Annotated in this window: 27 protein-coding genes; 18 read left to right on the forward strand and 9 right to left on the reverse strand. The window is 74.2% G+C overall.

Annotation, left to right across the window (positions count from 1 at the left end; all coding sequences use genetic code 11):
• Positions 1-47 precede the first annotated feature (47 nt).
• From bioB to L6E12_RS02395, 3 genes are all read left to right on the forward strand, one after another.
• The gene (bioB, locus tag L6E12_RS02385; RefSeq protein WP_236226209.1) at positions 48-1,088 is read left to right on the forward strand and encodes a biotin synthase BioB; all 1,041 of its coding nucleotides are present in this window, start codon (positions 48-50) and stop codon (positions 1,086-1,088) included.
• A 25-nt stretch (positions 1,089-1,113) separates the two neighbouring features.
• The gene (locus tag L6E12_RS02390) at positions 1,114-1,317 is read left to right on the forward strand and encodes a hypothetical protein (protein WP_035283385.1); all 204 of its coding nucleotides are present in this window, start codon (positions 1,114-1,116) and stop codon (positions 1,315-1,317) included.
• A 69-nt stretch (positions 1,318-1,386) separates the two neighbouring features.
• Positions 1,387-2,040, forward strand: coding sequence for a DUF2567 domain-containing protein (locus tag L6E12_RS02395; RefSeq protein ID WP_236226210.1), 654 nt, complete (start codon positions 1,387-1,389; stop codon positions 2,038-2,040).
• A 37-nt stretch (positions 2,041-2,077) separates the two neighbouring features.
• Here L6E12_RS02395 and L6E12_RS02400 read toward each other — a convergent pair whose 3' ends face one another.
• Entirely contained in the window at positions 2,078-2,758 is a 681-nt protein-coding gene (locus L6E12_RS02400; RefSeq protein ID WP_236226211.1) for an LON peptidase substrate-binding domain-containing protein, read from the reverse strand.
• A 70-nt stretch (positions 2,759-2,828) separates the two neighbouring features.
• Positions 2,829-3,530: an NUDIX domain-containing protein gene (locus tag L6E12_RS02405; RefSeq protein WP_255683046.1), complete on the reverse strand. Its 702-nt coding sequence runs from the start codon at positions 3,528-3,530 to the stop codon at positions 2,829-2,831.
• Between the two features lie 59 nt (positions 3,531-3,589).
• On the opposite strand from L6E12_RS02405, the gene nadA reads away from it, so the two are divergent.
• Genes nadA through nadC form a run of 3 tightly spaced genes read left to right on the forward strand, consistent with a single transcriptional unit; the run spans position 3,590 to position 7,067 of the window.
• Positions 3,590-4,597 carry a quinolinate synthase NadA gene (gene nadA / locus L6E12_RS02410; RefSeq protein ID WP_236226212.1) on the forward strand — a complete coding sequence of 336 codons (1,008 nt, stop codon included), beginning with the start codon at positions 3,590-3,592 and terminating at the stop codon, positions 4,595-4,597.
• Positions 4,594-6,222, forward strand: coding sequence for an L-aspartate oxidase (locus L6E12_RS02415; protein ID WP_236226213.1), 1,629 nt, complete (start codon positions 4,594-4,596; stop codon positions 6,220-6,222). The genes nadA and L6E12_RS02415 overlap by 4 nt, the downstream gene beginning before the upstream one ends.
• Positions 6,219-7,067 carry a carboxylating nicotinate-nucleotide diphosphorylase gene (gene nadC / locus L6E12_RS02420; protein ID WP_236226214.1) on the forward strand — a complete coding sequence of 283 codons (849 nt, stop codon included), beginning with the start codon at positions 6,219-6,221 and terminating at the stop codon, positions 7,065-7,067. Before L6E12_RS02415 ends, nadC begins: the two co-directional genes overlap by 4 nt.
• A gap of 363 nt (positions 7,068-7,430) precedes the next feature.
• Here the strand turns inward: nadC and L6E12_RS02425 are convergent, their stop codons facing one another.
• Positions 7,431-8,015 (reverse strand): TetR/AcrR family transcriptional regulator, encoded by a 585-nt coding sequence (locus L6E12_RS02425; protein ID WP_236226215.1) that lies wholly within the window; start codon positions 8,013-8,015, stop codon positions 7,431-7,433.
• A gap of 71 nt (positions 8,016-8,086) precedes the next feature.
• On the opposite strand from L6E12_RS02425, the gene L6E12_RS02430 reads away from it, so the two are divergent.
• Positions 8,087-9,394: a cytochrome P450 gene (locus L6E12_RS02430; protein ID WP_236226216.1), complete on the forward strand. Its 1,308-nt coding sequence runs from the start codon at positions 8,087-8,089 to the stop codon at positions 9,392-9,394.
• Here L6E12_RS02430 and L6E12_RS02435 read toward each other — a convergent pair.
• Both L6E12_RS02435 and L6E12_RS02440 read right to left on the reverse strand, forming a co-directional pair.
• Positions 9,375-11,306, reverse strand: coding sequence for an NACHT domain-containing NTPase (locus L6E12_RS02435; protein WP_236226217.1), 1,932 nt, complete (start codon positions 11,304-11,306; stop codon positions 9,375-9,377). The genes L6E12_RS02430 and L6E12_RS02435 overlap by 20 nt on opposite strands.
• Positions 11,307-11,346: 40 nt before the next feature.
• Positions 11,347-12,126 (reverse strand): carbon-nitrogen hydrolase family protein, encoded by a 780-nt coding sequence (locus L6E12_RS02440; RefSeq protein ID WP_236226218.1) that lies wholly within the window; start codon positions 12,124-12,126, stop codon positions 11,347-11,349.
• A 44-nt stretch (positions 12,127-12,170) separates the two neighbouring features.
• On the opposite strand from L6E12_RS02440, the gene L6E12_RS02445 reads away from it, so the two are divergent.
• The 6 genes from L6E12_RS02445 (at position 12,171) to L6E12_RS02470 (ending at position 18,576) form a co-directional block, all read left to right on the forward strand.
• Entirely contained in the window at positions 12,171-13,676 is a 1,506-nt protein-coding gene (locus tag L6E12_RS02445) for an ABC transporter substrate-binding protein (RefSeq protein ID WP_236226219.1), read from the forward strand.
• Positions 13,643-14,866 (forward strand): aminotransferase class V-fold PLP-dependent enzyme, encoded by a 1,224-nt coding sequence (locus L6E12_RS02450; RefSeq protein ID WP_236226220.1) that lies wholly within the window; start codon positions 13,643-13,645, stop codon positions 14,864-14,866. Before L6E12_RS02445 ends, L6E12_RS02450 begins: the two co-directional genes overlap by 34 nt.
• A 76-nt stretch (positions 14,867-14,942) precedes the next feature.
• Complete coding sequence (hisD, locus tag L6E12_RS02455) at positions 14,943-16,265, forward strand: histidinol dehydrogenase (protein WP_236226221.1); 1,323 nt, start codon at positions 14,943-14,945, stop codon at positions 16,263-16,265.
• Positions 16,262-17,362: a histidinol-phosphate transaminase gene (locus L6E12_RS02460; RefSeq protein ID WP_236226222.1), complete on the forward strand. Its 1,101-nt coding sequence runs from the start codon at positions 16,262-16,264 to the stop codon at positions 17,360-17,362. Before hisD ends, L6E12_RS02460 begins: the two co-directional genes overlap by 4 nt.
• On the forward strand, positions 17,362-17,964 hold the full coding sequence (hisB, locus tag L6E12_RS02465; RefSeq protein ID WP_236226223.1) for an imidazoleglycerol-phosphate dehydratase HisB: 603 nt from the start codon (positions 17,362-17,364) through the stop codon (positions 17,962-17,964). The genes L6E12_RS02460 and hisB overlap by 1 nt, the downstream gene beginning before the upstream one ends.
• 450 nt (positions 17,965-18,414) lie before the next feature.
• Positions 18,415-18,576, forward strand: a complete 162-nt coding sequence (locus L6E12_RS02470; RefSeq protein WP_181400002.1) for a hypothetical protein — start codon at positions 18,415-18,417, stop codon at positions 18,574-18,576.
• Between the two features lie 10 nt (positions 18,577-18,586).
• On the opposite strand, the gene soxR is transcribed toward L6E12_RS02470, so the two are convergent.
• Positions 18,587-19,051 carry a redox-sensitive transcriptional activator SoxR gene (gene soxR / locus L6E12_RS02475; protein WP_035283411.1) on the reverse strand — a complete coding sequence of 155 codons (465 nt, stop codon included), beginning with the start codon at positions 19,049-19,051 and terminating at the stop codon, positions 18,587-18,589.
• Positions 19,052-19,061: 10 nt separating this feature from the next.
• Complete coding sequence (locus L6E12_RS02480; RefSeq protein WP_236226224.1) at positions 19,062-19,604, reverse strand: RNA 2'-phosphotransferase; 543 nt, start codon at positions 19,602-19,604, stop codon at positions 19,062-19,064.
• 82 nt (positions 19,605-19,686) lie between these two features.
• On the opposite strand from L6E12_RS02480, the gene L6E12_RS02485 reads away from it, so the two are divergent.
• Positions 19,687-20,346 carry a thiamine pyrophosphate-dependent enzyme gene (locus L6E12_RS02485; RefSeq protein WP_236226225.1) on the forward strand — a complete coding sequence of 220 codons (660 nt, stop codon included), beginning with the start codon at positions 19,687-19,689 and terminating at the stop codon, positions 20,344-20,346.
• 1 nt (position 20,347) lies between these two features.
• A complete protein-coding gene (locus L6E12_RS02490) occupies positions 20,348-21,265 on the forward strand; it encodes a transketolase family protein (protein WP_374201826.1) in 918 nt (305 codons plus the stop codon).
• 6 nt (positions 21,266-21,271) lie between these two features.
• On the opposite strand, the gene L6E12_RS02495 is transcribed toward L6E12_RS02490, so the two are convergent.
• Positions 21,272-21,556, reverse strand: a complete 285-nt coding sequence (locus L6E12_RS02495; RefSeq protein WP_236226226.1) for a hypothetical protein — start codon at positions 21,554-21,556, stop codon at positions 21,272-21,274.
• Positions 21,557-21,698: 142 nt separating this feature from the next.
• On the opposite strand from L6E12_RS02495, the gene hisH reads away from it, so the two are divergent.
• A complete protein-coding gene (gene hisH / locus L6E12_RS02500; protein WP_236226227.1) occupies positions 21,699-22,331 on the forward strand; it encodes an imidazole glycerol phosphate synthase subunit HisH in 633 nt (210 codons plus the stop codon).
• Positions 22,332-22,375: 44 nt separating this feature from the next.
• A complete protein-coding gene (gene priA / locus L6E12_RS02505) occupies positions 22,376-23,107 on the forward strand; it encodes a bifunctional 1-(5-phosphoribosyl)-5-((5-phosphoribosylamino)methylideneamino)imidazole-4-carboxamide isomerase/phosphoribosylanthranilate isomerase PriA (RefSeq protein ID WP_236226228.1) in 732 nt (243 codons plus the stop codon).
• Between the two features lie 334 nt (positions 23,108-23,441).
• On the opposite strand, the gene L6E12_RS02510 is transcribed toward priA, so the two are convergent.
• On the reverse strand, positions 23,442-23,819 hold the full coding sequence (locus L6E12_RS02510; RefSeq protein WP_236226229.1) for a PPOX class F420-dependent oxidoreductase: 378 nt from the start codon (positions 23,817-23,819) through the stop codon (positions 23,442-23,444).
• A gap of 133 nt (positions 23,820-23,952) precedes the next feature.
• On the opposite strand from L6E12_RS02510, the gene L6E12_RS02515 reads away from it, so the two are divergent.
• Positions 23,953-25,590 carry an alkaline phosphatase gene (locus L6E12_RS02515; protein ID WP_236226230.1) on the forward strand — a complete coding sequence of 546 codons (1,638 nt, stop codon included), beginning with the start codon at positions 23,953-23,955 and terminating at the stop codon, positions 25,588-25,590.
• Positions 25,591-25,613: the final 23 nt, after the last annotated feature.

Consider the following 25,613-nt stretch of genomic DNA (forward strand, 5'->3'; position numbering starts at 1 on the left):
GTCGGGGCGCGCAGTGGCGCCGGGACACCGGTTCGAGGAGGAACACCGTGACGGCAGCCGCCGAGCGCACCCACGACGCCGAGACCGCTCCCCAGGACGTCCTCGCTGTCGCCCGTGAGCAGGTCCTGGAGCGCGGGGTCGGCCTGTCCGAGGAGCAGGTGCTCGCCGTGCTGCACCTCGGCGACGACCGGCTCGACGACCTGCTCGCGCTCGCGCACGAGGTCCGGATGAAGTGGTGCGGCCCGGAGGTCGAGGTCGAGGGCATCGTCAGCCTCAAGACCGGCGGCTGCCCGGAGGACTGCCACTTCTGCTCGCAGTCCGGCCGCTTCCCCAGCCCGGTCCGCTCCGCCTGGCTGGACATCCCCGGCCTGGTCGAGGCCGCCCGGCAGACCGCGGCCACCGGTGCCACCGAGTTCTGCATCGTCGCCGCCGTGCGCGGCCCGGACGCCCGGCTGCTCTCGCAGGTCCGCGAGGGCATCAAGGCCATCCGCGAGTCCGGCAACGACATCCAGATCGCCTGCTCGCTGGGGATGCTGACCCAGGAGCAGGTCGACGAGCTGGTCGCCATGGGCGTGCACCGCTACAACCACAACCTGGAGACCGCCCGCTCGCACTTCCCCGAGGTCGTCACCACGCACTCCTGGGAGGAGCGCTGGGACACCCTGCGGATGGTCCGCGAGGCGGGCATGGAGGTCTGCTCCGGCGGCATCCTGGGCATGGGCGAGACGGTGGAGCAGCGCGCCGAGTTCGCCGTGCAGCTCGCCGAGCTGGACCCGCACGAGGTGCCGATGAACTTCCTCATCCCGCAGCCGGGCACCCCCTACGAGCAGTACGAGCCGATCTCCGGCCGCGAGGCGCTGCGCCTGGTCGCCGCGTTCCGGCTGGCGCTGCCGCGCACCATGCTGCGCTTCGCGGGCGGCCGCGAGCTGACCCTGGGCGACCTGGGCGCGGAGAAGGGGATGCTGGGCGGGGTCAACGCGATCATCGTCGGCAACTACCTGACCAACCTCGGCCGCCCGGCGCAGCAGGACCTGGACATGCTGACCGACCTCAAGATGCCGATCAAGGCGCTGAGCGACACCCTCTGAGACCGGGGACCGTAGGAGGACGAGCGTGTACTGCGTGCACTGCGGCAAGCCCGCCGCGGAGGGTGAGCACCTGCCCTGCCGGGGCGGGCGGGCCGCGTTGGAGCCGCCGCGCTTCTGCGCCGACTGCGGCAGGCGGATGGTCGTCCAGGTCACCCCGGTGGGCTGGTCGGCCCGGTGCAGTCGACACGGTGAGCTGACCAGCGCGGGCGCGTCCCGGCTGACCGACTAGTCTCGGGTGATCGGGTCCGCTCCGCGCGGGCGGCCCGGTCACCAGCGGTTCGGCAGCGGGAGGACAGGCGTGGCGGAGGACGCGGTCGGCGCACGGGACGCGGCTCCCCCGACCACCCCGGACCACCCCGGGCCCGGCCCCGCCGCGTTCGGGCCGTGGCACCCGGACGACGACCCCCACGGCCTCTCCGAGCTGTGGCCCGCGCGGCGACCCGCGCCGGTCGTGGTCAAGCGGGACCTGCTGCCCGCCGTGGGTGTGTTCGGCGTGATCGCGCTATGCGGTCTGGCCCTGGGGTTCCTCTGGTCCCGGCTGGCGCCCGCGGAGCTGGTGCAGATCGTCGACGGCGGCCGGTTGATCCCGTTGCGCTCGGAGAGCCACCACCGCTTCGACGACCTGGTCCTGTTCGTGCTCATGGCCATGGGCGCGGGCCTGGTCACCGGTGCCGCGGTCTGGGCGCTGCGGGAGCGCCGCGGCCCGGTCTACCTGATCGCCGCCACCGGTGGCGCCGCGCTGGCCGCCTGGCTGGCCACCCGGGTCGGCGTCTCCTGGGCCGAGGCGCACTACCCGGTGCCCGCGGCACCCGCCCTGGGTGACGTGCTCACCCTGGCGCCGCGGCTGGAGTCCGCGTGGGCCTTCGTCGCCTGGCCGTTCGGCACCGCGCTCGCCTACGGCCTGGCCGCGGCCTGGAACGGGATGGACGACCTCGGGCGCAGGCTTGGCTGATCCCGCACCGGGAGCGGCGCTCCCGGTGCGGACCCTGTCAGTTCAGGCAGATCGGTTCGCTGAACTCCGACGGGGGAGCGGGGACCGCGCGCAGGGCCGACAGGAAACCCGCCTCCCGGTTGAGCAGCTTGCCCACCATCCGCAGCCGGTGCAGCGGGCGGGTCTCCTCCAGCAGGTCCTGCCGGTCCTCCATGCTCAGCAGGCAGTCCGCGGCCAGGGCGTGCGCCAGCTCGCAGGTCGCGGTGTCGGCGTCCGGTTCGGACCAGTCCTCGCGCTGCCAGGCCGCGGTGCAGTAGCGGCGGTGCGCCGAGCGCGCGGACTCCGCCAGCAGCGACACCGAGTCGGCGGCAGCGGTGGGCTGCTCGACGTCGGGCACCCACTCCACCCGGCCCATCAGGTACGGGGCGCTGGTGGTGTCCAGTTCGAGCAGCCGGAAGCGCCGCTCCCCGGTGGTGATGATGTCGAACCGCCCGTCCGGCAACCGCTTCGCCTCGCGCAGCGCCGCCGAGCAGCCGATGGTGCGGAGCTGGGCGAGGTCGGTCACCTCTCGCTCCATCGACGGGCGCAGGGCGATCACACCGAACTGCCGGTCCGGGACGGTGCCGTTGACCAGGTCCACCGTCAGCTGGCGGTAGCGGGGCTCGAAGATGTGCAGGGGAAGGTTCGCTCCGGGAAGCAGCACCGCCCTGAGCGGGAACAGCGGAAGCGAATCGGCCACCCGACCACGCTACGACGTGGCGACCGTCCCCGCTGTCCGATTGCGGCGTCCGGCGTACCGGCGGGTGCTCTCAGCGCTGCTGCCCGGGGGGCTTGAGCACCGCGAAGGCGTCCGTGACGGCCATGCTGGAGTCGGCGAACCGGAACTCCGCCGCGGGCCGCCCGCCCGCCCGGCCGGGTCGGGTGGTGCGCCCGGTGGGCTCCAGCAGGCCCCGGCGGGACAGCACGCGTTGCAGGTTGGTCGCCGACACCCGGTAGCCCAGGGCGGCGGAGTACAGCTCGCGCAGCGCGGAGATGGTGAACGCGGGCGGGGCGAGGGCGAAGCCGATGTTCGTGTAGGACAGCTTCGCCCGCAGCCGGTCGCGGGCGCGCACGGCGATCGCCCGGTGGTCGAAGGCGGTCTCCGGCAGCGACTCCAACTGGTGCCACTCGGTGTCGGCGGGCAGCTCCGGGTCCAGGTGCGAGGGCACCAGGCAGAGGAAGGCGCTGGCGATGACCCGCGCGCCCGGGGTGCGGTCGGGGGCGCTGAACACGGCGAGCTGCTCGACGTGCGACACCTGCCGCACGTCGACCTTCTCGGCGAGCTGGCGCCGGATCGAGGTCTCCACGTCCTCGCCGACGCCCAGCAGGCCACCGGGCAGTGACCACCTGTGCGCGTGCGGTTCCATCGCCCGCTGCCACAGCAGGACCCGCAGTGTTCCCTGCCTCACTTGCAGCACCGCGGCGAGCACTTCGTGGTGGATCGGCGCGGTCGCGGTGGTAGCATCAGCCATGTTTTCGATCCTAAGGCGAAAACCTCGGGAGCGAAAATCGGACATCTGAGGAGGGCCCCATGACCGCGGAAATGATCGACCTGACCCCCTACGGCGGGGTGGAGGCGGACGCCGCGTGGCGGGACGAGGTGCGGCGGCTGGTGGCCGAGCGCGACGCGGTGCTGCTCGCGCACAACTACCAGCTCCCGGAGATCCAGGACATCGCCGACCACACCGGCGACTCCCTGGCGCTGAGCCGCGTCGCCGCCACCAGCGACGCGTCCACCATCATCTTCTGCGGCGTGCACTTCATGGCCGAGACCGCGAAGATCCTCAGCCCGGACAAGACCGTGCTGATCCCGGACGAGCGCGCGGGCTGCTCGCTGGCGGACTCCATCACCGGCGCCCAACTGCGCGCCTGGAAGGCCGAGCACCCCGGCGCGGTCGTGGTGTCCTACGTGAACACCACCGCCGAGGTGAAGGCGGAGACCGACATCTGCTGCACCTCCTCCAACGCCGTCGACGTGGTCGCCTCGATCCCGGCCGACCGCGAGGTGCTGTTCCTGCCGGACCAGTTCCTCGGCGCGCACGTCAAGCGCGAGACCGGCCGGGAGAACATGCACATCTGGGCGGGGGAGTGCCACGTGCACGCGGGCATCAACGGCCCCGAGCTGGCCGAGCGCGCGGCGGCGAACCCGGACGCGGACCTGTTCATCCACCCCGAGTGCGGCTGCGCGACCTCCGCGCTCTACCTCGCCGGTGAGGGCATCGTCCCCAGCGAGAAGGTCAAGATCCTCTCCACCGGCGACATGGTGACCCAGGCCCGCGCCACGAAGGCGAAGTCGGTCCTGGTGGCCACCGAGATCGGCATGCTGCACCAGCTCCGCAAGGCCGCCCCGGACATCGAGTTCAACGCCGTCAACGACCGCGCGTCCTGCCGGTACATGAAGATGATCACCCCGGCGGCGCTGCTGCGGTCGCTGCGGGAGAACCGCGACGAGGTGCACGTCGACCCCGACACCGCCGCCCGCGCCCGCGGCGCGGTCCAGCGGATGATCGAGATCGGCCAGTCGGGCGGCGGGGAGTGAGCGCGCCGACCTGGGAGGCCCGCGCCGACCTGGTGGTCGTCGGGACAGGTGTCGCCGGGTTGACGGCGGCGTTGCGGGCGCGGTCACTGGGGCTGCGGGTCCTGGTGGTCACCAAGGCCGCGGCCGAGGACGGCAACACCCGCTGGGCGCAGGGCGGCGTGGCCGTCGTGCTGCCCGGCGAGCACGACGAGGGCGACTCGGTGCGCGCGCACGTCGCCGACACCCTGGTCGCGGGCGCGGGCCTGTGCGACGAGGACGCGGTCCGGGCGATCATCGCCGACGGCCCCGCCGCCGTCGCCCGGCTGCGCGAGCGCGGCGCGGTGTTCGACGCGCGGCCCGACGGGAAGCTGGCCCGGACCAGGGAGGGCGGGCACACCGCGTTCCGGGTGGTGCACGCGGGCGGCGACGCCACCGGCGCCGAGGTCGAGCGCGCCCTGGTCGCCGCCGCGCGCGACGGCCGGGTGCCGGTGCTGGAGGGGCACGTCGCCGTGCAGGCGCTGCGCACCCCCGCCGGGGCGGTCGTCGGCCTGCACGTGCTCGACGACGCCGGGGTGCCCGGCATCCTCAGCGCCCCGGCGGTGCTGCTGGCCACCGGCGGGCTCGGCCAGCTCTACCAGGCCACCTCCAACCCCGAGGTCGCCACCGGCGACGGGCTGGCGCTGGCGCTGCGCGCGGGCGCCCCGGTCGCCGACGTGGAGTTCGTGCAGTTCCACCCGACCGTCCTCTACACCGGCGCGGGCGCCCGCGGGCGCTGCCCGCTGGTGACCGAGGCGGTCCGGGGCGAGGGCGCGGTCCTGGTCGACGCCACCGGCGCCCGGGTCATGGAGGGGGTGCACCCGCTGGCCGACCTGGCCCCGCGCGACGTGGTGGCCGCCGCCATCACCCGGCACGTGGCGCTGGGCCGCGGCGGGGTCGACGACCACGTCTTCCTCGACGCCACCCACCTCGACGCCGCGACGTTCCGCCGCCGCTTCCCGACCGTGCGCGCCGCCTGCCTCGCCGCGGGCGTCGACCCGGCGGTCTCGCCGATCCCGGTGGCCCCCGCCGCGCACTTCGCCTGCGGCGGCGTGCTGACCGACGTGGATGGCCGCACCCCCGTCCCCGGTCTGTACGCGGCGGGCGAGGTGGCGCGCACCGGCCTGCACGGCGCGAACCGGCTCGCCTCCAACAGCCTGCTGGAGGGCCTGGTCGTGGGGGAGCGCGCCGCCGAGGCGGTCGCCGCCGACCTGGCGGGCGGGCGGCTCGCCGACACCTGCCTGGCCGTCGTGCCCGACCTGCCGGTGGCCCCGGTCGCCGACCGGGACGCGCTGCAACGGGTGATGAGCCGCTACGCCGCGATCGGCCGCGAGGCCGAGGGCCTGGCGATCGTCGGGTCCGTGCTGGACGTGACCGCCGCGGACCGGGTGCTCGACACCCGGACCCTGGTCGAGGACGCGGCGCTGACCCTGGTCGCCCGCGCCCTCATCGCCGCCGCCGCGACCCGCACCGAGTCCCGCGGCTGCCACGTGCGCACCGACTTCCCGGCCCGCGACGACGCGGCCTGGTCGCACCCGACCACCATCCGGCTGACGCCGTCCGGCCAGCCGGTCCCCGTCCACCCGATCGCGCTGCGAGGTGTCGCGTGAGCACCGAACCCCTTGGTGTGGAAGCCTTCTCGGGCATCATCGCCATCGCCCTGGCCGAGGACCTGGCCCACGGGCCGGACGCCACGACCGAGGCCACCGTGCCCGCCGACGCGGTCGCGGTGGCGGAGCTGACCCCGCGCGCATCCGGTGTGCTGGCCGGGGTCGGGGTCGCCGAGGAGGTGTTCCGGCAGGTCCTGCCCGGGGTGGAGGTCTTGGGCGCGCTGGCCGACGGGTCTGCCGCCGAGGTCGGGGTGCCCGCGTTGACGGTTCGGGGGGCCACCCGCGCCCTGCTCACGGCCGAGCGGACCGCGCTCAACTTCCTGTGCCACCTCTCGGGGATCGCCACGGCCACGCACGAGTGGGTGCGTGCGGTGGAGGGCACCGGCGCTGCCGTGCGCGACTCCCGCAAGACCCTCCCGGGATTGCGCGTGTTGGAGAAGTACGCGGTGCGCTGCGGCGGTGGGGTGAACCACCGGATGGCCCTGGGGGACGCGGTCCTGATCAAGGACAACCACGTGTTGGCCGCCGGGTCGGTGGCGAAGGCGATCGCGGCGGTTCGTGCGCACGCTCCGGAATTGCCCTGTGAGGTCGAGGTGGACACGCTGGCCCAGCTCGACGAGGCGTTGGCGGAGAACGCGGAACTGGTGCTGCTGGACAACTTCACCGTCGCCGACTGCGCCGAGGCGGTGCGCCGGGCGGCAGGCACCGGTACGCGTTTGGAGGCCTCCGGTGGGCTGACGCTTGAGGTGGCCAGGGCCTACGCCGAGACCGGCGTGGACTACCTGGCGGTCGGGGCGCTGACGCACTCCTCGCCCGCGCTCGACCTGGGCATGGACCTGCGTTAGGCCGTGTCTTTGGTTAAGGGCCCGGGATTTCGGGGCGTGCCCGGGTGGGTGGATCTGCTTGGGCGGGGCCCCTACAGCGATCATGTGCCCGGTGTGACCGAGTGGGGCGAAAAGAGTGCCCCACTGCCCAGGCAGGCTTGCACATGATCGCTTCCCCCACCCAAGCAGATCCACCCACCCGGGCATGTCCGTAGCCGGGCCGGCGGTTTTCGGGGTGGTCGCCTGCTGCGCGCGGTGGGGTTGCGGGTGGCTGGCCGCCAGGCAGGCGGCTGGCGGGTGGTCGGCGGCTGCGCCCGGTGGGGTTCCGGATGGGGGGTGGCTGCGGTGGTGGGGGGTGGCTGGGGGCGGGCCTGGTGTCGGGGGTCAGTTCTGGGAGCGGGCGACCAGGTCGTTCAGGCCCGCCAGGAGGTGCTCCGGGCGGGGGGAGCGTTGGGGGTCGAGCAGCCACTGCAGCGCGAGCCCGTCGCAGACGGCGAGGATGAAGCCCGCCACCGCTGTGCAGCGGGGGTCGTCGGCGTGGACGTCGGCGTCGCCGTAGGAGGTGGCGACGATCTCGGCCACTCGGGTGCGGGTGCGGTTCTGCACCTCGGCGAGTTGCTCGCGCAGGGCCGGGTCGCGTTCGGCCTGGGCGAGGGCCTCGACGAAGCTCAGCAGCAGTGCGCGCTTGTCGGCCAGGTGCCGCAGCACCGTCGCCCAGGTGAGGTGCGCGCGTTGCAGCGGGGAGGCGTGCGGGTCGGCCAGGGCGACCTCGGCGAGGGCGTCGGTCCACTCCTCGAACACGTCGCCGAGGGCGGCGTTGAGCAGGCCGTTCTTGGAGCCGAAGTGGTAGCCGATCGAGGCCAGGTTGGTGCCGGAGGCGGCCACCAGGTCGCGCGCGGTGATGTGCGCGTAGCCCTTGTCCTCCAGCAGCCGCCGGGCGGCTTCGAGCAGCAGTTCCCGATGTCCCACCCGTGCAGGGTAGTTGCCCCGTCCATCTATACGGATGTATAAATCCGGGGAGCAGACCAGCGGGAGGTCCGATGAGTTCGGCCGAAGTCGACAGCCACGTCAGCGACACCCTCCCGGACGGCCCCCGGCTGCCACGGGTGGTGCAGACGGTGCTGTTCATGCGCTCCCGAGCCCGCTTCTCCCCGCGCTGGCAGGCGCGCTACGGCCACACCTACACCGTCCGCCTCGCCGCCGGGCGCACCGTGGTCGCGGTGACCCGCCCGGAGGACATCCGGGAGGTCTTCGCCGGGTCGCCCTCGGTGTTCCACGCCGGGGAGGGCAACGCGATCCTGGCACCGGTCATGGGGCACGAGTCGGTCCTCATCCTCGACGAGGCCGCGCACCTGTCCGCGCGCAAGCGCTTGATGCCCGCGTTCAACGGGGCCGCCCTGCGCGGCTACGGCGGGATGATGGAGGGGCTGGCGACGGCGGCGGCAGAGAAGTGGCCGGTGGGCAAGCCGTTCGCCACGCACCGCACCATGAACGAGGTGACCCTGGAGATCATCCTCCGGGTCGTGTTCGGCATGGCCGAGGGCGAGCGCCTGGCGAAGCTGCGCCCGCTGATCAACAAGGTGACCGACATCGGCCCGATCGCGGTCCTCGGCTGGACCTTCCCGAAGCTCGGCGGCCTGTGGCCGTGGAAGCGCAACGCCGAGAACATCGCCGCCGTCGACGCCCTGCTCTACGAGGAGATCGCCGAGCGCAGGGGCCACCCCGACCTCGCCACCCGCGACGACGTGCTCTCCCGCCTGCTCGCCGCCGACCCGGACGCCCGCGCGGTCGAACTCCGCGACCACATGATGACGCTGCTGCTCGCGGGCCACGAGACCACCGCCACCGCCCTGGCGTGGTCCCTGCACGAACTCTCCCGCCGCCCCGAGGTCCTGCGCGCCGCCCAGCGGGCCGCCGACACCGGCGACGACGACTACCTCCAGGCGGTGGCCAAGGAGGCCATGCGCCTGCGCCCCATCATCTACAGCGTCGCCCGCCGCCTCACCGAGCCCACGGTGATCGCGGGCCACCGCCTGCCGAGGGGCACCATCGTCTCGCCCAGCATCGGCCTGGTGCAGCGCGACCCGAACCACTTCGACGACCCGGACGAGTTCCGCCCCGAGCGGTTCCTCGGCACCTCCCCGGAATCGGGCACGTGGATCCCGTTCGGCGGTGGCGTCCGCCGCTGCCTGGGCGCGGGGTTCTCGCTGCAGGAGGCGGTGGTGGTCCTGCGCGCGATCCTGACCCGCTACGACCTGGAGCCGGTGGGCCCGCCGGAGCCGCCCAAGTCGCGCAACATCACGCTGATCCCGTCGAAGGGCGCCCGCGTCATCGCCCGTCGGCGCTGACCCGGAGCAGGTGCGCGCGGACCCGTTCGTGCCGGAACTCGGCCCGGTCCCCGGTCAACCGCACCAGTCCCGCCCCCTGCGCCCAGTCCAGGAACCGCCCCGGCCGCGGCGGCAGCCGGTCCGCGCGCCGGGCCAGCCCGACCGCCACCCAGTACCGCGGCAGCGGCGAAGGCGCGAACCCCACCAGGAATCCGAGGGGAGCGCCGAGGAGCAGCCCGACCACGGGCGAGAGCAGCAGCCCGACGACCGGTTCCGGCTCGCCGGTGGCAACGCAGGCCGCCGCCGAACCGATCAGGACCACGGGCACCGCGAACCGGGACAGGTCGTCGCCCAGGACCCGGCGCAGCACGGCGCTCGGCCGGTCCACCCCCCGGCGCTGCCCGGTGCCGAAGACGACCCAGGTCGCGAGGACACCGCCCGCGCCGCTCAGCAGCACCCGGCCCAGCAGGTCGCCGAACCCGGACGGGGTGCTCGCGAGGCTGAGGACAAAGGCCGACACCGCCACCCCCGCACCGAGCCCCGCCGCCCACCAGTCGCCGCCGCGGCGCTGACCGAGCGTCGAGACCCGCACCGGGCGGGGGCGCCCCGCCGCCAGGTTCACCGCCGCCCCCACCACCCCGACCGCGGCGGCGGACCAGGGGACGGCGGGGCCACCCGACACCAGCAGCCCGGCCACGACCGTCGAGGCGAACACCGCTGCGCCGACGGCCAGCGCGGCGAGCACCGCGACGAGCCGGTCCGGTGCGGTCGGTCGCAACGCCACCAAGTCGATGGTCGGGGTCTGGCCCAGGGTGGACAGCCAGCGGCGGACCCGCCCGGGATCCAGGCGCCTGCCGCCCCGGGCGGGGTGCGCGGCGACGACCGCCGCCACCAGCCCGGACAGCAGCCGTTCTTCCGGGGTGCCGGAATCCGTTGCCCCGGGGGGCTCCGGCAGCCCGTGCACGGTGGCCGCGAGGTGCAGCCGCAGCGGTGAGGTCAGCACCTCCGCCAGTTCCCCCCGCGGGTCCGCGCGAATCCCGGTGATCACCGGCGCCCAGCGCTCCCGCACCGCCGCGTCGGGGAAGCGGTCTTCGAGCCAGCCCGCGACCTGCTCGACCTCCAGCGGCAGCACCTCGACGGTCGGGGTGTCACCCAGAGGGTCGGCCGTCCGGCAGACCAGCACGAGCCGGGAACCGCCCAGCCCGGTGGCCCCGGTGAGCACGGTCGCGACCCGCCGCGCCCGGGCGGGCTCCAGTTCGTCCAGACCGTCCAGCACCGGCAGGACCCAGCCGTGCCAGAGCAGTTCCAGCCCGACCGCGACCGGCACCCGGTACGCGTTCGCCAGGTGCTCGGCGATCCACCCCAGGACGCCGTGGCCGCGCACCCGGCCGGTGAAGGACGACAGGCTCAGCCGCACCGGGACCTGGAACCGGGCCCGCTCCGGCGCCATCGCGGCGAGGTCGAGCACCAGCCGCGTCGCCGCGACCGTCTTCCCCGACCCGGCCGCGCCCGTGACGACGAGCCTGCCGCCCGGCAGGGAGTCGTAGTACCCGGCGAGTTCCGAGAGGGGCAGCGGTTCCCCGTCCCCGCGGCGCAGCGCCGGTTCGGGGAAGTTCCCGTGCTCGCCGAGGAGCCGGTCCAGGGCACGGGATTCCTCGGCCACCACGGCGGCCAGCAGGCGGTTCGCCCGCACCAGTGACCGGGCGGCCCGTGCGGGGGTCTGGTCCGCTCGCGCGCGCACCAGGGCCGCCCTCCTGGACCCCCGGACCACACCGCTGACGACGTCGACCACGCCGAGGGCGAAGGCGGACAGGGCGGTCGCGAGACCGGCCCCCGGATCGTCGGCGAGGTCGCCCGCGAGCACCGCCAGCGGTGCCATGACGAGGAGTGCGACCCCCCACCAGACCTCGTCCCGGAAATTCACGCCGAACATGGGGTGATCGTGCCCGGTCGCCCCCGCCCGCCGCCGGGGATCAGGGCAAGCGGCGGTTGGCGAGCACCGGGATCGCCTCGCGGGTCCTGGTCACCGCCTCCCGGTCGATGTCCACCACCAGCAGGTCCGGGTCCGGGCCCAGCGAGGCCGCGACCGCGCCGGTCGGGGTCGCGACCAGGCTGTGGCCGATGCCGGTCGGGGCCGTGCTCGGGACGCCGGGGTCGGCCTGGCCGCAGGCCAGCACCCACGCCGTGGCGTCCAGGGCGCGGGCGCGGACCAGGAGTTCCCACTGCTCCCGCTTGCCCTCGCCCGCCCCCCACGACGCCGCCACCAGCAGCGCCGCCGCGCCCTCCGCGGCCAGTGCCCGGTACAGCTCGGGGAACCGGACGTCGTAGCAGGTGGTGAGGCCGAAGGTCAGGTCGTCGACGGTCACCGTGACCAGCTCCGAACCCGGGGCGACCGTGCGGGACTCGGCGAAGCCGAACGCGTCGAAGAGGTGGATCTTGTCGTAGCCGCGGTGCTCGCCGCGGCCGGTGACCAGGAGGGTGTTGAACACCCGACCGTCCTCGGCCGGGGTGAACATGCCCGCGACCACCACCACGCCGTGCTCGTCGGCGACCTCGCGCACCGCAGAGGCCCAGGGCCCGTCCAGGGGTTCGGCGACCGGGCCCAGCGGGACGCCGAAGCAGCACTGGGTGGCCTCCGGGAACAGCACCAGCGAGGCCCCCGCCCGCGCCGCCGCGGCGACCCCGGAGCGGACCGCCGCCAGGTTCGCCGCCGGGTCCGGGGTCGAGGTGATCTGACACAGCGCCGCGCGCACTCCGCAACCTCCTGCCGCCGGGGACCCGACTACCCTCGGGTCCCGTGCCGTTCCTGTCCTCCCGCCGCGGTCCGGTCGCGGTGGTGTTCGCCAGTGTCCTCCTGGTCCCCGCCTGCACCGCCGACCCCACACCGCCCGCCTCGGGGGACCCGGACGGCAGTTCGCTGGTGCTCGGGGTCGCCGCCGAGCCCGCCACGCTGGACCCGGTGGCCGGGTACGCGCCGTTCGGTTCCGCGCAGGTCTTCGACGGGCTGGTGGAGCACGCGCCCGGCGGCGCACTGCGGCCCGCGCTGGCCACCGGCCTGCCCACCCCCGCCCCGGACGGCCGCTCGTGGACCGTGGCACTGCGCACCGACGTCAGCTTCACCGACGGCAGCGCCTTCGACGCCGAGGACGTGGTGGCGACCTACCGGTCGGTGCTGGCCGCCGACGCCCCGCTGCGCGGGCGGTTCTGGATGCTGTCCGGGGTGCAGGCGGTCGACAAGACCTCGGTGCGGTTCGACCTCAACGCCCCCTGGGCGGAGTTCCCGGAGTTGCTGACCCTGGGCGTGAAGTCCGACGGGCCGCCGTCCGACCCGCCCGTGGGCACCGGGCCCTACCAGGTCGTGAGCTGGACCCGGGGTGTGTCGCTGGAGCTGAAGGCGAACCAGGCGTACTTCGCCGGGCCGCCGGAGATCACCAGGGTGACCCTGGAGTTCCTGCCCGACGACGAGACCCGCGCCCGGCGGATGCGCGAGGGCAGGCTCGACGGCGCCGCGCTGCCGCCGTCGCTGGCCGGGGGGTTCGCCAGGACCGACGGCCTGGCCGTGGTCGAGCACAGCAGCGCCGACCTGCGCGCCGTCTCGGCCCCCGCGGGCTCGACCGCCGCCGACCCGGCCGTCCTGCTCGCGCTCAACCTCGCCGTCGACCGGGACGCGCTCGTCCGGGACGCCCTGGCGGGCAAGGGGACCGCCGCGTCGCAGCCGGTGCCCGAGGTGGCCGCCGAGTTCGTCGAACCCGCCGCTGCCTTCGAGCGCAACACCGCCAAGGCGGCCGAGGTGCTGCTGGCGGCGGGCTGGGTGCCCGGGGCCGACGGGGTGCGCACCCGGGGCGGCGCGGTGGCCGCGTTCGACCTGGCCTACCCGGCGACCGACCTCGTTTCGCGCGACCTGGCCACGGCCTTCGCCAAGTCCGCCGCCGCCGTCGGCGTCAAGGTCACGCCCAAGCCCGCCGACGCCACCACCGGCCCGGCCACGCCGCGGCTGATCGCCTTCGGCGACCCGTTCGACCCGGACCGGGCGCTGTACCCGCTGCTGCACCCCGGTGGCGGCGCGGTCGCCGCCGCCCTCGACGCGGAGCGGGCCACCACCGACCCGGCGCAGCGCGCGGTCGCGTTCCGCGCACTGCAACGCGGCTACGCCGCCGCACCGACCATGGTGGTGCTCGCCGCGGTCGACCACACCTACGTGCTGCGCGAGAACTGGAACGGCTACCGGCCGGTCGTCGACACGACCGGCACCGACCACACCTGGGGGCCATGGTGGAACCTGTCGACCTGGACACCGCGCTGACCACGCTCGACCCCGGGGACTGGGACGCCGCGCGGGTCTTCGCCGACACGCCCGGCGCCCGCGACCAGGTGTTCCTCGACAGCGCGGGCTCCTCGCTGCCGCCGACCCCGGTACTCGACACCGTTGTCGGGCACCTGCGGCGCGAAGCCGAGGTCGGCGGCTACCGGGCCGCGGCCGAGCGCGCCGACGACCTGGCCGAGGGCTACGCCGTGTTCGCCGAACTCCTGGGCTGCGCACCCGACGAGATCGCGTTCACCGACAGCGCCACCCGCTCCTGGCTCGCCGCCGTCGACGCCATCCCGCTGGCCGCGGGCGACCGGGTCCTGGTCACCGAAGCCGAGTACGCGGGCAACGCCGTGCCGCTGCTCAACCTCGCCGCGAAGGCGGGTGCGACCGTCGAGCCGGTGCCGTCGGGCCCGGACGGCGCCGTGGACCTCGACGCGCTGACCCGGCTGCTCGACGAGCGGGTCAAGCTGGTCTCCCTGGTCCACGTGCCCACCAACGGCGGCCTGGTCAACCCGGTCCGCGAGGTCGCCGACGCCGCGCACGCCGTGGGCGCCCTGGTCCTCCTCGACGCCTGCCAGTCCCTCGGCCAGCTCCCGCTGGACGTCGGCGCGCTGGGCGTCGACCTGCTCAGCGGCACCGGGCGCAAGTGGCTGCGCGGCCCGCGCGGCACCGGTGTGCTCGTCGTCCCCGCGCACGTCCGGGAGCGGCTGAGCCCCCGCCTGGTCGACCTGCACAGCGGCTCGTGGGTGGCGCCGGGGGAGATCGAGCTGCGCCGGGACGCGCGGGTGTTCGAGCTGTGGGAGTGCTCGATCGCCGACCGGCTCGGCCTGATCGCCGCCGCCCGCTACGCCCTCGACCTCGGGCTGGACACCGTCGCCGCCGCCGTGGGCGCCCGCGCCGAGCACCTGCGGGCGGGGCTGTCGGCGCTGCCCGGGGTCGAGGTGCGGGACCAGGGCACGCGGCGCTGCGGCATCGTCACCTTCACCGTCGAGGGGGTCGCGGCGGAGGCCGTGCGCGACGCGCTGCGCGGGCAGGGCATCACCGTGACGGTCAGCGGCCGGTCCTCCACCCGGCTGGACATGACCCGGCGCGGGCTGGAGCAGGTGGTGCGGGCCTCGCCGCACTACTTCGTCGCGCGGTCGCAGTTGGACACGGCGGTGGCCGCGGTGCGCACCATCCGGTGAGCTGGGGCACCGCGCGCTGAGCCACCCGGCCCGACGCCTTACCCTGGTGGGGTTCGCCGAACTCCGGAAGGACCCCATGCTCTCGCGTACCGACCTGCGCTCCGCCGTCCCGTCCGCCGCCGAGCTGCGCACCACGCTGCCACGGGCCGAGGTCGACGTGGACGCGGCACTGCATCAGGTGCGACCCATCGTCGAGGACGTGCGCGCCCGCGGGGTCGACGCGGCGCTGGAGCTGACCGAGCGCTTCGACGGCGTGCGCCCGCAGACCGTCCGGGTGCCCGCCGCGGCGCTGGCGTCCGCGCTGGCCGGGCTGGACCCGGCGGTGCGGGCCGCGCTGGAGGAGTCGATCTCCCGCGCCCGCCTGGTGCACGCCGACCAGGTGCGCGTCGACAAGACCACCCAGGTCGTGCCCGGCGGCACCGTCACCGAGCGCTGGGTGCCGGTCTCCAGGGTCGGGCTGTACGTGCCCGGCGGGCTCGCGGTGTACCCGTCGAGCGTGGTCATGAACGTCGTCCCGGCGCAGGCCGCGGGGGTGGAGTCGCTGGTGGTGTGCTCGCCGCCGCAGGCCGCGTTCGACGGCCTGCCGCACCCGACGATCCTGGCCGCCGCCGCGCTGCTCGGCGTCGAGGAGGTGTGGGCGGTCGGCGGTGCGCAGGCCCAGGCGCTGCTGGCCTACGGCGGCACCGACACCGACGGCACCGAGCTGGCCCCGGCCGACCTGGTCACCGGGCCGGGCAACATCTACGTCGCCGCGGCCAAGCGGCTGCTGCGCGGCCTGATCGGCATCGACGCCGAGGCCGGCCCCACCGAGATCGCCATCCTCGCCGACGAGACCGCCGACCCGGTGCACGTCGCCGCCGACCTGATCAGCCAGGCCGAGCACGACCCGCTGGCCGCCAGCATCCTGGTCACCACCTCGGTCGCCCTGGCCGACGAGGTCGACGCCGAGCTGGAGCGCCAGGTCAAGGCCACCCGGCACGCCGAGCGGATCACCACCGCGCTGACCGGGGCCCAGTCCGGCACCGTGCTGGTGGCCACCGTCGAGGACGGGCTGCGGGTCGTCGACGCCTACGCCGCCGAGCACCTGGAGATCCAGACCGCCGACGCGCGCGCCGTCGCGGCCCGGGTGCGCAACGCGGGCGCGGTCTTCGTCGGCGCCTGGTCCCCGGTGTCGCTGGGCGACTACTGCGCGGGCTCCAACCACGTGCTGCCCACCGGTGGCTGCGCCCGGCACTCCTCGGGGCTGTCGGTGCAGACGTTCCTGCGCGGCATCCACGTCGTGGACTACACCGAGGACGCGCTGCGCGAGGTGTCCGGGCACGTCGTCGCCCTCGCCGAGGCCGAGGACCTGCCCGCGCACGGCCAGGCCGTCACCGCCCGCTTCCGGGACGGGGCGTGAGCGCCCCGGGCTCCCGCGCGGAGCTGTCCGACCTGCCGCTGGGCGCGGACCTGCGCGGCCGGTCCCCGTACGGGGCCCCGCAGCTCGACGTGCCGTACCAGCTCAACACCAACGAGAACCCGTACCCGCCGCCGCCGGAGCTGGTCGCCGACATCACCGCGGCCACCGCCGAGGTCGCCGCGACCCTGCACCGCTACCCGGACCGCGACGCGGTCGCCCTGCGCACCGACCTCGCCGCCTACCTGTCCTCGGCCACCGGGCTCGGGCTGTCCACGGCGAACCTGTGGGCCGCCAACGGGTCCAATGAGATCCTCCAGCAGGTCCTCCAGGCCTTCGGCGGCCCGGGGCGCTCGGCGCTGGGCTTCGAGCCGTCGTACTCGATGCACCCGATCATCGCCGCGGGCACCCGCACCGAGTGGGCCCCCACCCCGCGCCGCCCCGACTTCTCCCTCGACGTGGCCGCCGCGGTGGCAGTGCTCGCCGAGCGCGCGCCGGACGTGGTCTTCGTGACCAGCCCGAACAACCCCACCGGCCAGTCCATCCCGCTGCCCGACCTGCGCGCGCTGGTCGAGGCCGCCCCGGGCGTCGTCGTGGTCGACGAGGCGTACGCGGAGTTCTCCCCGCAGGACAGCGCGGTGCACCTGATCGAGGAGTTCCCCACCCGGGTGATCGTCAGCCGCACCATGAGCAAGGCGTTCGCGTTCGCGGGCGGGCGGCTGGGCTACCTCGCCGCCGCCCCGGCCGTGGTCGACGCCCTGCTGCTGGTGCGCCTGCCCTACCACCTGTCGTCGCTGACCCAGGCCGCCGCCCGCGCGGCGCTGCGGCACGCCGAGGGCACGCTGGCCTCGGTGCACCGGCTCGCCGCCGAACGCGACCGCGTGGCGCACGCCCTGCGCGGCCTCGGCGCCGAGGTCGTCCCCAGCGACGCCAACTTCATCCTCTTCGGACACTTCGACGACCCGGCCGCCGCCTGGCAGTCCTACTTGGACCGCGGGGTCCTGATCCGGGACGTCGGCATCCCCGGGCACCTGCGGGTCACCGTGGGCACCCCGGAGGAGAACGACGCCTTCCTGTCCGCCAGCAAGGAGATCGTGTGATGACCAACCGCGTCGGCCGCGTCGAGCGCAGCACCCGCGAGTCCTCGGTGCTCGTCGAGATCGACCTCGACGGCTCGGGCAAGGTGGAGGTCAGCACCGGCGTCCCCTTCTTCGACCACATGCTCACCGCCTTCGGCACCCACGGCTCCTTCGACCTGACGGTCCGCGCCACCGGCGACATCGAGATCGACGCCCACCACACGGTCGAGGACACCGCGATCGTCCTGGGCCAGGCCCTCCGCGAGGCCCTGGGCGACAAGAAGGGCATCCGCCGCTTCGGCGACTGCTGGATCCCGATGGACGAGACCCTCGCCCACGCCGCCGTCGACGTCTCCGGCAGGCCCTACTGCGTGCACACGGGCGAACCGGAGGTCATGGTCGGCTTCACGGTCGGCGGCAACTACCCCACGGTCCTCAACCGCCACGTCTTCGAGTCCATCGCCTTCCACGCCCAGGTCGCCCTGCACCTGCGCGTCGTGCACGGCCGGGACCCGCACCACATCACCGAGGCCGAGTACAAGGCCTTCGCCAGGGCCCTGCGCGCCGCCACCGAGCCGGACCCCCGGGTCGGCGGCATCCCCTCCACCAAGGGCGTGCTCTAGGGCCTGTGCCGCCGAGCCCGGGATCTTCATTGGGGTGTTTGGCCGTGCCTGTGGTCTGCAAAGTCGGGTTTTGTGGGTGCGCCCGGCTGGGTGGATGTGTTTGGCCGGGGCCCCTACGGCGATCATGGGCCCAGTGTGACCGGGTGGGGCTGAAAAGATGCCCCACCGCCCAGGCAGGCTGTCACATGATCGCCACCCCCGGCCAAACACATCCACCCACCCGGGCAGTCGGTCGCCGGGCCGCCGGTTTTCGGGGTGGTCGGTTGTTGTTGCTGCGCCGGTGGGGTTCCGGGGTAGCTGGTGGCCGGGCCGCCGGTTTGTGGGGGCTGGCATCCACCCACCCACCTGGCGGTGGCTCGCCGGGCCGGAGGGTTTGGGGTGGCCGGCCTGCTTTGAGGACATGCTTTAGGGTTCGACGCGCCACCCCCGATCGAGAGCGGAGCGCGCACAGTGCCCAAGGAAGTCGTGGTCATCGCCCTGATCGCCCTCGCGGGCATCCTCGTCGGCGGCGTCTACTCCACGTACAAGACCGCCAAGGTCGCCGCCGTCGTCCTGGGCCTGCTCGCCTTGGTCGCGGCGGGGGGTGCCGTCGCCTGGTACGTCTCCGGCTGACCCGGGCGGGTCAGCCGATCCCGCCCTCGGTGCGCGCCTTCAACTTCGGCGCCCCGGGGCCGAACTGCGCCAACCGGTCGTCGGTGTTCGCCAGCAGGCAGGACTTCAACGACAGGCACCCGCACCCGATGCAGGTGTCGAGGTTGTCGCGCAGCCGCTGCAGCGAATCGATCCGGGCGTTCAGCTCGCCGCGCCAGGTCTTCGACAGCCGGTGCCAGTCCGACTTGGTCGGGGTCCGCTGGTCGGGGAGGGTGGCCAGGGCGTCGCGGATCTCCTCCAGGCTCAGGCCCACCCGCTGCGCCGTGCGGATGAACGCCAGCCGCCGCAGGACCGCGCGGGGGTAGCGCCGCTGGTTGCCCGCGGTGCGCACCGAGTGGATCAGCCTGCGTTCCTCGTAGAAGCGCAGCGCGGTGTGCGGTACGCCACTGCGGTCGGCGACCTCGCCGATGGTCAGCACGTCGGGGAGCTTGGACACCCCACCGAGCCTACCCGCGACCTCCAGGTAGGTCGAAGTACCGCGGCGGCACCCCGGCGGTGAGCCACACCCCGTTCTCGCTGCGGTGGAAAACGTGCCCGTCGGCGGCCATCGCCGCGGCGCGCACCACCAGCACCACCGGCTTGCCGCGCCGCGCCCCGACCGCCAGCGCCGTGTCCTCGGTCGCCGAAAGGTGCACGTGCCGCCGGTCCATCGGCCGCAGCCCCTCGGCGGCGATCGACCCCAGGGCCGCCGCGACCGTGCCGTGGAAGAGCACCGCGGGCGGGTCGAGCGGGGGAAGGCCGAGGTCGACCGGGACGCTGTGGCCCTGGCTGGCGCGGATGCGGGTGCCGGTCCCGTCGAAGGCGAAGCGGCGCTTGTCGTTGCGCGCCACCACCTCCTCCAGCGCCGCCCGGTCCAGGCCCAGGGCGGCCAGCACGTCGGCGACGGGGACCCAGCCCGCCTCGTCCAAGGTCAGCCCGGCGCTCGCCGGGTCGTGCCGGAGCACCTTCGACAGCCGCTTGGACCGCCGGATCACCTGCTTGTCGTCCATCTCGGCGCCGAGTGCACCACATCGGCGGCATTCCGCGCGACCGAGTTGACCTCCAGCGCACTGGAGGTCGCACAGTCGTCCCATGACCACCCACGCGGAACTGCCCGCCCTCTACGACCGCCTGCTCGGCGACGAGAAGCACCACCTCGCCGCCACTTCCACCCTCGACGTGCTGTGGGTCCTCTACGACCGGGTCCTGCGCGTCGACCCGGCCCGCCCCGACGCCCCCGACCGCGACCGCTTCCTGCTGTCCAAGGGGCACGGCCCGATGGCCTACTACGCCGTCCTCGCCGCCAAGGGCTTCCTCAATCCCTCCACACTGGACAGTTGGCTCGACTTCGGCTCGATCCTGGGCTACCACCCCGACCGCACGCTGATCCCGGGCGTGGAGATCGGCTCCGGCTCGCTCGGCCACGGCCTGCCGATCGCCCTGGGCCAGGCGATCGGGCTGTCCGGACCGCGGGTGTTCGTGCTGCTCGGCGACGGTGAGCTGGACGAGGGCAGCAACCACGAGGCCATCGCGGTGGCGGGCCGCCGCGGGCAGGCGAACCTGACCGCGGTGGTGGTCGACAACGCCAGCGCCACCCACGGCTGGCCCGGCGGCATCGCCGCCCGCTTCGCCGTCGAGGGCTGGGTGACCGCCACCGCCGACGGCCGCGACCACGACGCGCTGGAGCGCGCGCTCACCACCGACCACCCCGACGCGCCGCTGGCCGTCGTCGCCGAGATCAGGGAGAACTGACGTGACCGCCCAGACCCAGCAGGCCACCGGGATGCGCGAGGCCTTCGTCCGCACCCTCGCCGACGCCGTCGACCGCGACGACCGGGTGGCCCTCGTCCTCGCCGCCATCTCCGCCGACCGGTTCACCGACCAGTTGCGCCGCCACCCGGACCGGGTCGTCGACGTCGGCATCCGCGAACAGGCGATGGTCGGCGTTGCGGCCGGGCTCGCCCTCACCGGCCACCGGCCCGTGGTCCACTCCTACGCGCCGTTCCTCGTCGAGCGCCCGTACGAGCAGATCAAGCTCGACCTCGGCCACCAGGGCGTCGGGGCCGTGCTGGTCAGCATCGGCGCCTCCCACGACGACCCCGCCACCGGCCGCACCCACCAGGCCCCCGCCGACGTGGCCCTGCTCGACGCCCTCCCCGGCTGGACCATCCACGTCCCCGGCCACGGCGACGAGGTCGCCCCGCTGCTGACCGCCGCCCTCGCCACCGACGACCAGGTCTACCTGCGCCTGTCGACCAGGCAGAACACCACATCGGTGCCGGTGGCGCCGGGGTTCACCCCGCTGCGCCACGGCGGCCTGGGTGTGGTCGTGGCGGTCGGCCCGGTCCTCGACCAGGTGCTCGCGGCCACCGAGGGCCTGGACGTGACGGTGCTCTACGCGAACACGATCCGCCCGTTCGACCGCGCCGGTCTGCGCGCGGCAGTCGAGTCGTCGGCACCCGCCGTGGTCATGGTGGAGCCCTACCTCCGCGACACCTCCGCCGCCGAGGTCGCCACCACCCTGCGCGACCTCCCGCACCGCCAACTCGGCCTCGGCACCCGCCGCGACAGCGAGCTGCGCGCCTACGGCACACCGGAGCAGCACGACGCGGTCCACGGCCTCGACGCGGCGGGCATCGCCGCGAGCGTGCGCGGCTTCCTGGGCGTGTAGGCCGGGCTAGACGTGCAGGACCCGGCGGCGGGCGGGCTCCTCGGCGGTGAGCGCCAAGGCCTCCCGCGCCGTGGTCGGCATCGGCTCCGGCTCGTCCACCGGGTCGCCCCCGGCCTGCGCGGCGAGCACCGCCAGCGCCAAGCCCACCCACAGCAGGGCCAGCGGAACGGGCCAGAGCACGTCCTCGCTCGCGGCGAGGTAACCGTTGACGACCGCGGCCAGCACGAGCGCCGCGGCGATGATCCAGCGGGCGGTCCCACCACCGTGGGTCCGGGTCAGCGAAGTCCGCACGTCTTCCTCCACCATCACACGACCAGCCCCGACAGCTTTCGGGTGAGTACCCAGGTCAGCGGCACTTTTATCGAGGTGGGCATCACAGTTCGATAACGGAGGGTTTGGAGCGGCCACCCGCAGGGGCGACTAGGCTGGCGGAGTGGCACGAGTCGTCGTACTGGACTACGGATCAGGCAACCTCCGCTCCGCCGAACGCGCCCTGCGCCGCGTCGGCGCCGACGTGGAGGTCACCGGTGACTTCACCGCGGCGGTCGAGTGCGACGCCCTGGTCGTCCCCGGCGTCGGCGCGTACGCCGCCTGCATGGAGGGTCTCCGCGCGGTCCGCGGCGACCGCATCATCGGCCGCAGGCTGGCCGGTGGGCGCCCGGTGCTGGGCATCTGCGTGGGCATGCAGGTCCTGTTCGACCGGGGCATCGAGCACGGCGTGGAGACCGACGGCTGCGCGGAGTGGCCGGGCACGGTGGACCGGTTGCGGGCGGAGGTCGTGCCGCACATGGGGTGGAACACCGTGCGGGCACCGGAGAAGTCGGTCCTGTTCGCGGGCCTCGACCCCGACACCCGCTTCTACTTCGTGCACTCCTACGCCGCCCGCACCTGGGAGCTGAACCCCGAGCCCCCGATGATCCCGCCCCTGGTCACCTGGGCCGACCACGGCGGCCCGTTCGTGGCCGCCGCCGAGAACGGCCCGCTGGCGGCCACCCAGTTCCACCCGGAGAAGTCCGGTGACGCGGGCGCCCAGCTCCTGGAGAACTGGCTCACCGCCTCGGTGTGACCCGGGCGGGCGGCCGAGTGGGGGTGGCCGGCTAGGCTGCCCGGGTGAGCTTCTACCTCCTCCCGGCCGTGGACGTCGTGGACGGCAAGGCCGTCCGCCTGACCCAGGGCGAGGCGGGCACCGAAACCGCCTACGGCACCCCGCGCGACGCCGCCCACGCCTGGCAGGCCGACGGCGCCGAGTGGATCCACCTCGTCGACCTCGACGCCGCCTTCGGCCGGGGCGACAACCGCGCCCTCACCGCCGAGGTCGTCGGCAGCCTCGACGTCAAGGTCGAACTCTCCGGCGGCATCCGCGACGACGCCACCCTGGCGGCGGCGCTGGCCACCGGCTGCGCCAGGGTCAACCTCGGCACCGCCGCCCTGGAGAACCCCGAGTGGTGCGCCAGGGTCCTCGCCGAGCACGGCGACCGCATCGCCATCGGCCTCGACGTCCGCCTCACCGACGGCGAGTACCGCGTCGCCACCCGCGGCTGGACCACCGACGGCGGCTCCCTCTGGGACACCCTCGACCGCCTCGACCGCGACGGCTGCACCCGCTACGTCGTCACCGACGTCAGCAAGGACGGCACCCTCACCGGCCCCAACGTCACCCTGCTGCGCGAGTTCGCCGCCCGCACCAAGTCCCCGGTCGTCGCCTCCGGCGGCGTCTCCAGCCTCGACGACCTCCGCACCCTGTCCGCCCTCGCCGACGAGGGCATCGAGGCCGCGATCGTGGGCAAGGCCCTCTACAACGGCAACTTCACCCTGCCCGAGGCCCTCGCCGCAGTCCGCTAGGCCCACCCACACCCCAACGCCCATCGGCACAGCCGCCACCCAGCCACACCGCACCCGCCGGGCGCAGCGAAACCCAGCCACACCGAACCCACCGCGCGCAGCCGCCAACCAGCCACCCCGTCAACCGCCGGCCCGGCTAAGCAGAGGCCCGGGTGGGTGGATGTGCTTGGGTGGGGGTGCCGATCATGTGTAAGCCTGCTTGGGCTGTGGGGCATCTCTTCAGCCCCACTCGGTCACACTGGGCGCATGATCGGCGTAGGGGCCCCGCCCAAGTAGATCCACCCACCCGGGCGCCACCAACAAACGACCGGGCTCTTAAAACACAGCCACGGCCCTAGTCCAGGGTCACAGCGATGGCGGCGGAGCCGTCGGCCCCACGACGCAGCCGACTGCCGATCATGGTGATCCACCCGACCAGGCCGTACTTCTTGCGGATCTTCGCCAGGCTGTCCCCAGCCTCACCCGCAGGCAGAATCCGAGCGGTCCCCGGATACACAGGACCGGACGGGACGCCGCGGATGTCGCAGGCGGCGACCTCGACCCGGGGGTTGTTCCGGATCCGCTTGACCTTGCCCGCCACCGCGGCGGTCCAGAAGACCAGCCGGTCGCCGTCGCGGAGGACCCAGACGGGGGTGCCGACCGCGCTGCCGTCGCGCTTGAAGGTGCGGACGAGCAGGTACTTGCCGTCGCCAAGTTCCGCCAGGGGCTCCATGCAGCGGACCTTAGAGCATGTCCCGCACCGCCGACCCCGCCACGTGGCGGGACCAACCGGCCGGGAGCGTTCACCGTGAATTCCGCCGAACAGGGGGTGTGACATCTCGCCTGGCGGTGTAACCCTGGGGGGCGTGACCACCACGCCGTTCGACCGCCGCGCGTTCCTCAAGTCCTCCGCCGTGGCCGGTGGGGCGCTGCTCGTCCCGGCCGCGCTGGCCGGGGCGGCCACCGCCGCTGCCGCCCCGCCGCAGTTCGCCCACGGCGTCGCCTCCGGTGACCCGCTCCCGGACGACGTCCTGCTCTGGACCCGGGTCACCCCGACCCCCGAGGCGACCCCCGGGTCCGGGGCGGGGCCCGAGGTGGACGTGCGCTGGGAGGTGGCCACCGACGCCGCGTTCGCGTCCGTGGTGCGCTCGGGCAGCGCGCGCACCGGGCCCGCCACCGACCACACGGTGAAGGTCGCCGTCGGCGGGCTCAGCCCGGCGACCGCGTACTTCTACCGCTTCTCCCTCGACGGCACGACCTCCGAGGTGGGCCGCACCCGCACCGCCCCGGCGACCGACGCCGCCGTGTCGAAGCTGCGCCTTGGCCTGGTGTCCTGCTCGAACTGGCAGGCCGGTTACTTCTCCGCCTACCGCCACCTCGCCGCCCGCGCCGACCTCGACGGCGTCCTGCACGCCGGTGACTACCTCTACGAGTACCGGGCGGGCAGCTACACCGCGCGCGGCGTGACCATCCGCCCGCACTCCCCGGCGAACGAGATCACCACCCTGGCCGACTACCGGCAGCGGCACGCGCAGTACAAGACCGACCCCGACCTGCGCGCGCTGCACCTGGCCCAGCCCTGGTTCATCACCTGGGACGACCACGAGTACGCCAACGACACCTGGTCCGGCGGCGCGGAGAACCACCAGCCGGAGGAGGGGGACTGGAACACCCGCAAGGCCGCCGCCCGGCAGGCGTACTTCGAGTGGATGCCGGTCCGCCAGGGGCCCAGCGGGGAGATCTACCGCCGCTTCCGCTGGGGCAGGCTGGCCGAACTGTCCATGTTGGACCTGCGCAGCCACCGCTCGCAGCAGACCACCCCGTCCTCCGGCGACCCGGGCGCCCCCGACCGCACCATCACCGGCGACGCCCAGATGGCCTGGCTCAAGTCCGGGCTGTCGGGCACCGACGCCCAGTGGAAGCTGGTCGGCAACTCGGTGATGATCACCCCGATCTCGGTGGGCAACCTGGAGGCCCGCTTCCTGGAGGCGGTTGGCGAACTCATCGGCCTGCCCGTCGGCGGCGTGGCGGCCAACTCCGACGCCTGGGACGGCTACACCGCCGACCGGCAGGAACTGCTCGGCCACCTCAGGGACAACCGGGTCAAGAACACCGTCTTCCTCACCGGTGACATCCACTCCTCCTGGGGCGCGGACGTGCCGCTCGACCGGTCGAGCTACTGGTGGAACGGCAACAGCGCGGCCGTCGAGTTCGTCACGACCTCGGTCACCAGCGACAACATCGACGACATCCTCAAGGTCGACCCGCGCACGGTCTCGGTGCTCGCCGAATCCGCGCTGCGCGTCGGGAACCCGCACCTGAAGTACGTCGAACTCGACAGCCACGGCTACTCGGTGGTCGACGTCGACCCGCAGCGCGTGCAGGTGGACTGGTTCCACCTCTCCGACCGCACCAGCCCGACCGCCACGGCGCGGCACGCCAAGTCCCTGGCCACGGTCAGCGGTTCGCAGAAGGTCACCTCGGCCTCCGGCCCGGTCTCCTAGCGTGGTGGCCCCGGTCCGTGTGC

Source organism: Actinokineospora sp. PR83, from assembly GCF_021056305.1.
In the GTDB taxonomy this organism is placed as follows: Bacteria; Actinomycetota; Actinomycetes; order Mycobacteriales; family Pseudonocardiaceae; genus Actinokineospora; species Actinokineospora spheciospongiae.

Excerpts from the sequence above, each read along its gene's own strand:
- L6E12_RS02510 (WP_236226229.1), bottom strand. The coding sequence starts at position 23,819 with ATGGAGCCCCTGGCGGAACTTGGCGACGGCAAGTACCTGCTCGTCCGC.
- L6E12_RS02485 (WP_236226225.1), top strand. The coding sequence starts at position 19,687 with ATGACCACCCACGCGGAACTGCCCGCCCTCTACGACCGCCTGCTCGGC.
- L6E12_RS02405 (WP_255683046.1), bottom strand. The coding sequence starts at position 3,530 with ATGGCTGATGCTACCACCGCGACCGCGCCGATCCACCACGAAGTGCTC.
- L6E12_RS02450 (WP_236226220.1), top strand. The coding sequence starts at position 13,643 with ATGGTGGAACCTGTCGACCTGGACACCGCGCTGACCACGCTCGACCCC.
- hisD (WP_236226221.1), top strand. The coding sequence starts at position 14,943 with ATGCTCTCGCGTACCGACCTGCGCTCCGCCGTCCCGTCCGCCGCCGAG.
- L6E12_RS02480 (WP_236226224.1), bottom strand. The coding sequence starts at position 19,604 with ATGGACGACAAGCAGGTGATCCGGCGGTCCAAGCGGCTGTCGAAGGTG.
- nadA (WP_236226212.1), top strand. The coding sequence starts at position 3,590 with ATGACCGCGGAAATGATCGACCTGACCCCCTACGGCGGGGTGGAGGCG.
- hisB (WP_236226223.1), top strand. The coding sequence starts at position 17,362 with ATGACCAACCGCGTCGGCCGCGTCGAGCGCAGCACCCGCGAGTCCTCG.
- L6E12_RS02430 (WP_236226216.1), top strand. The coding sequence starts at position 8,087 with ATGAGTTCGGCCGAAGTCGACAGCCACGTCAGCGACACCCTCCCGGAC.
- L6E12_RS02435 (WP_236226217.1), bottom strand. The coding sequence starts at position 11,306 with ATGTTCGGCGTGAATTTCCGGGACGAGGTCTGGTGGGGGGTCGCACTC.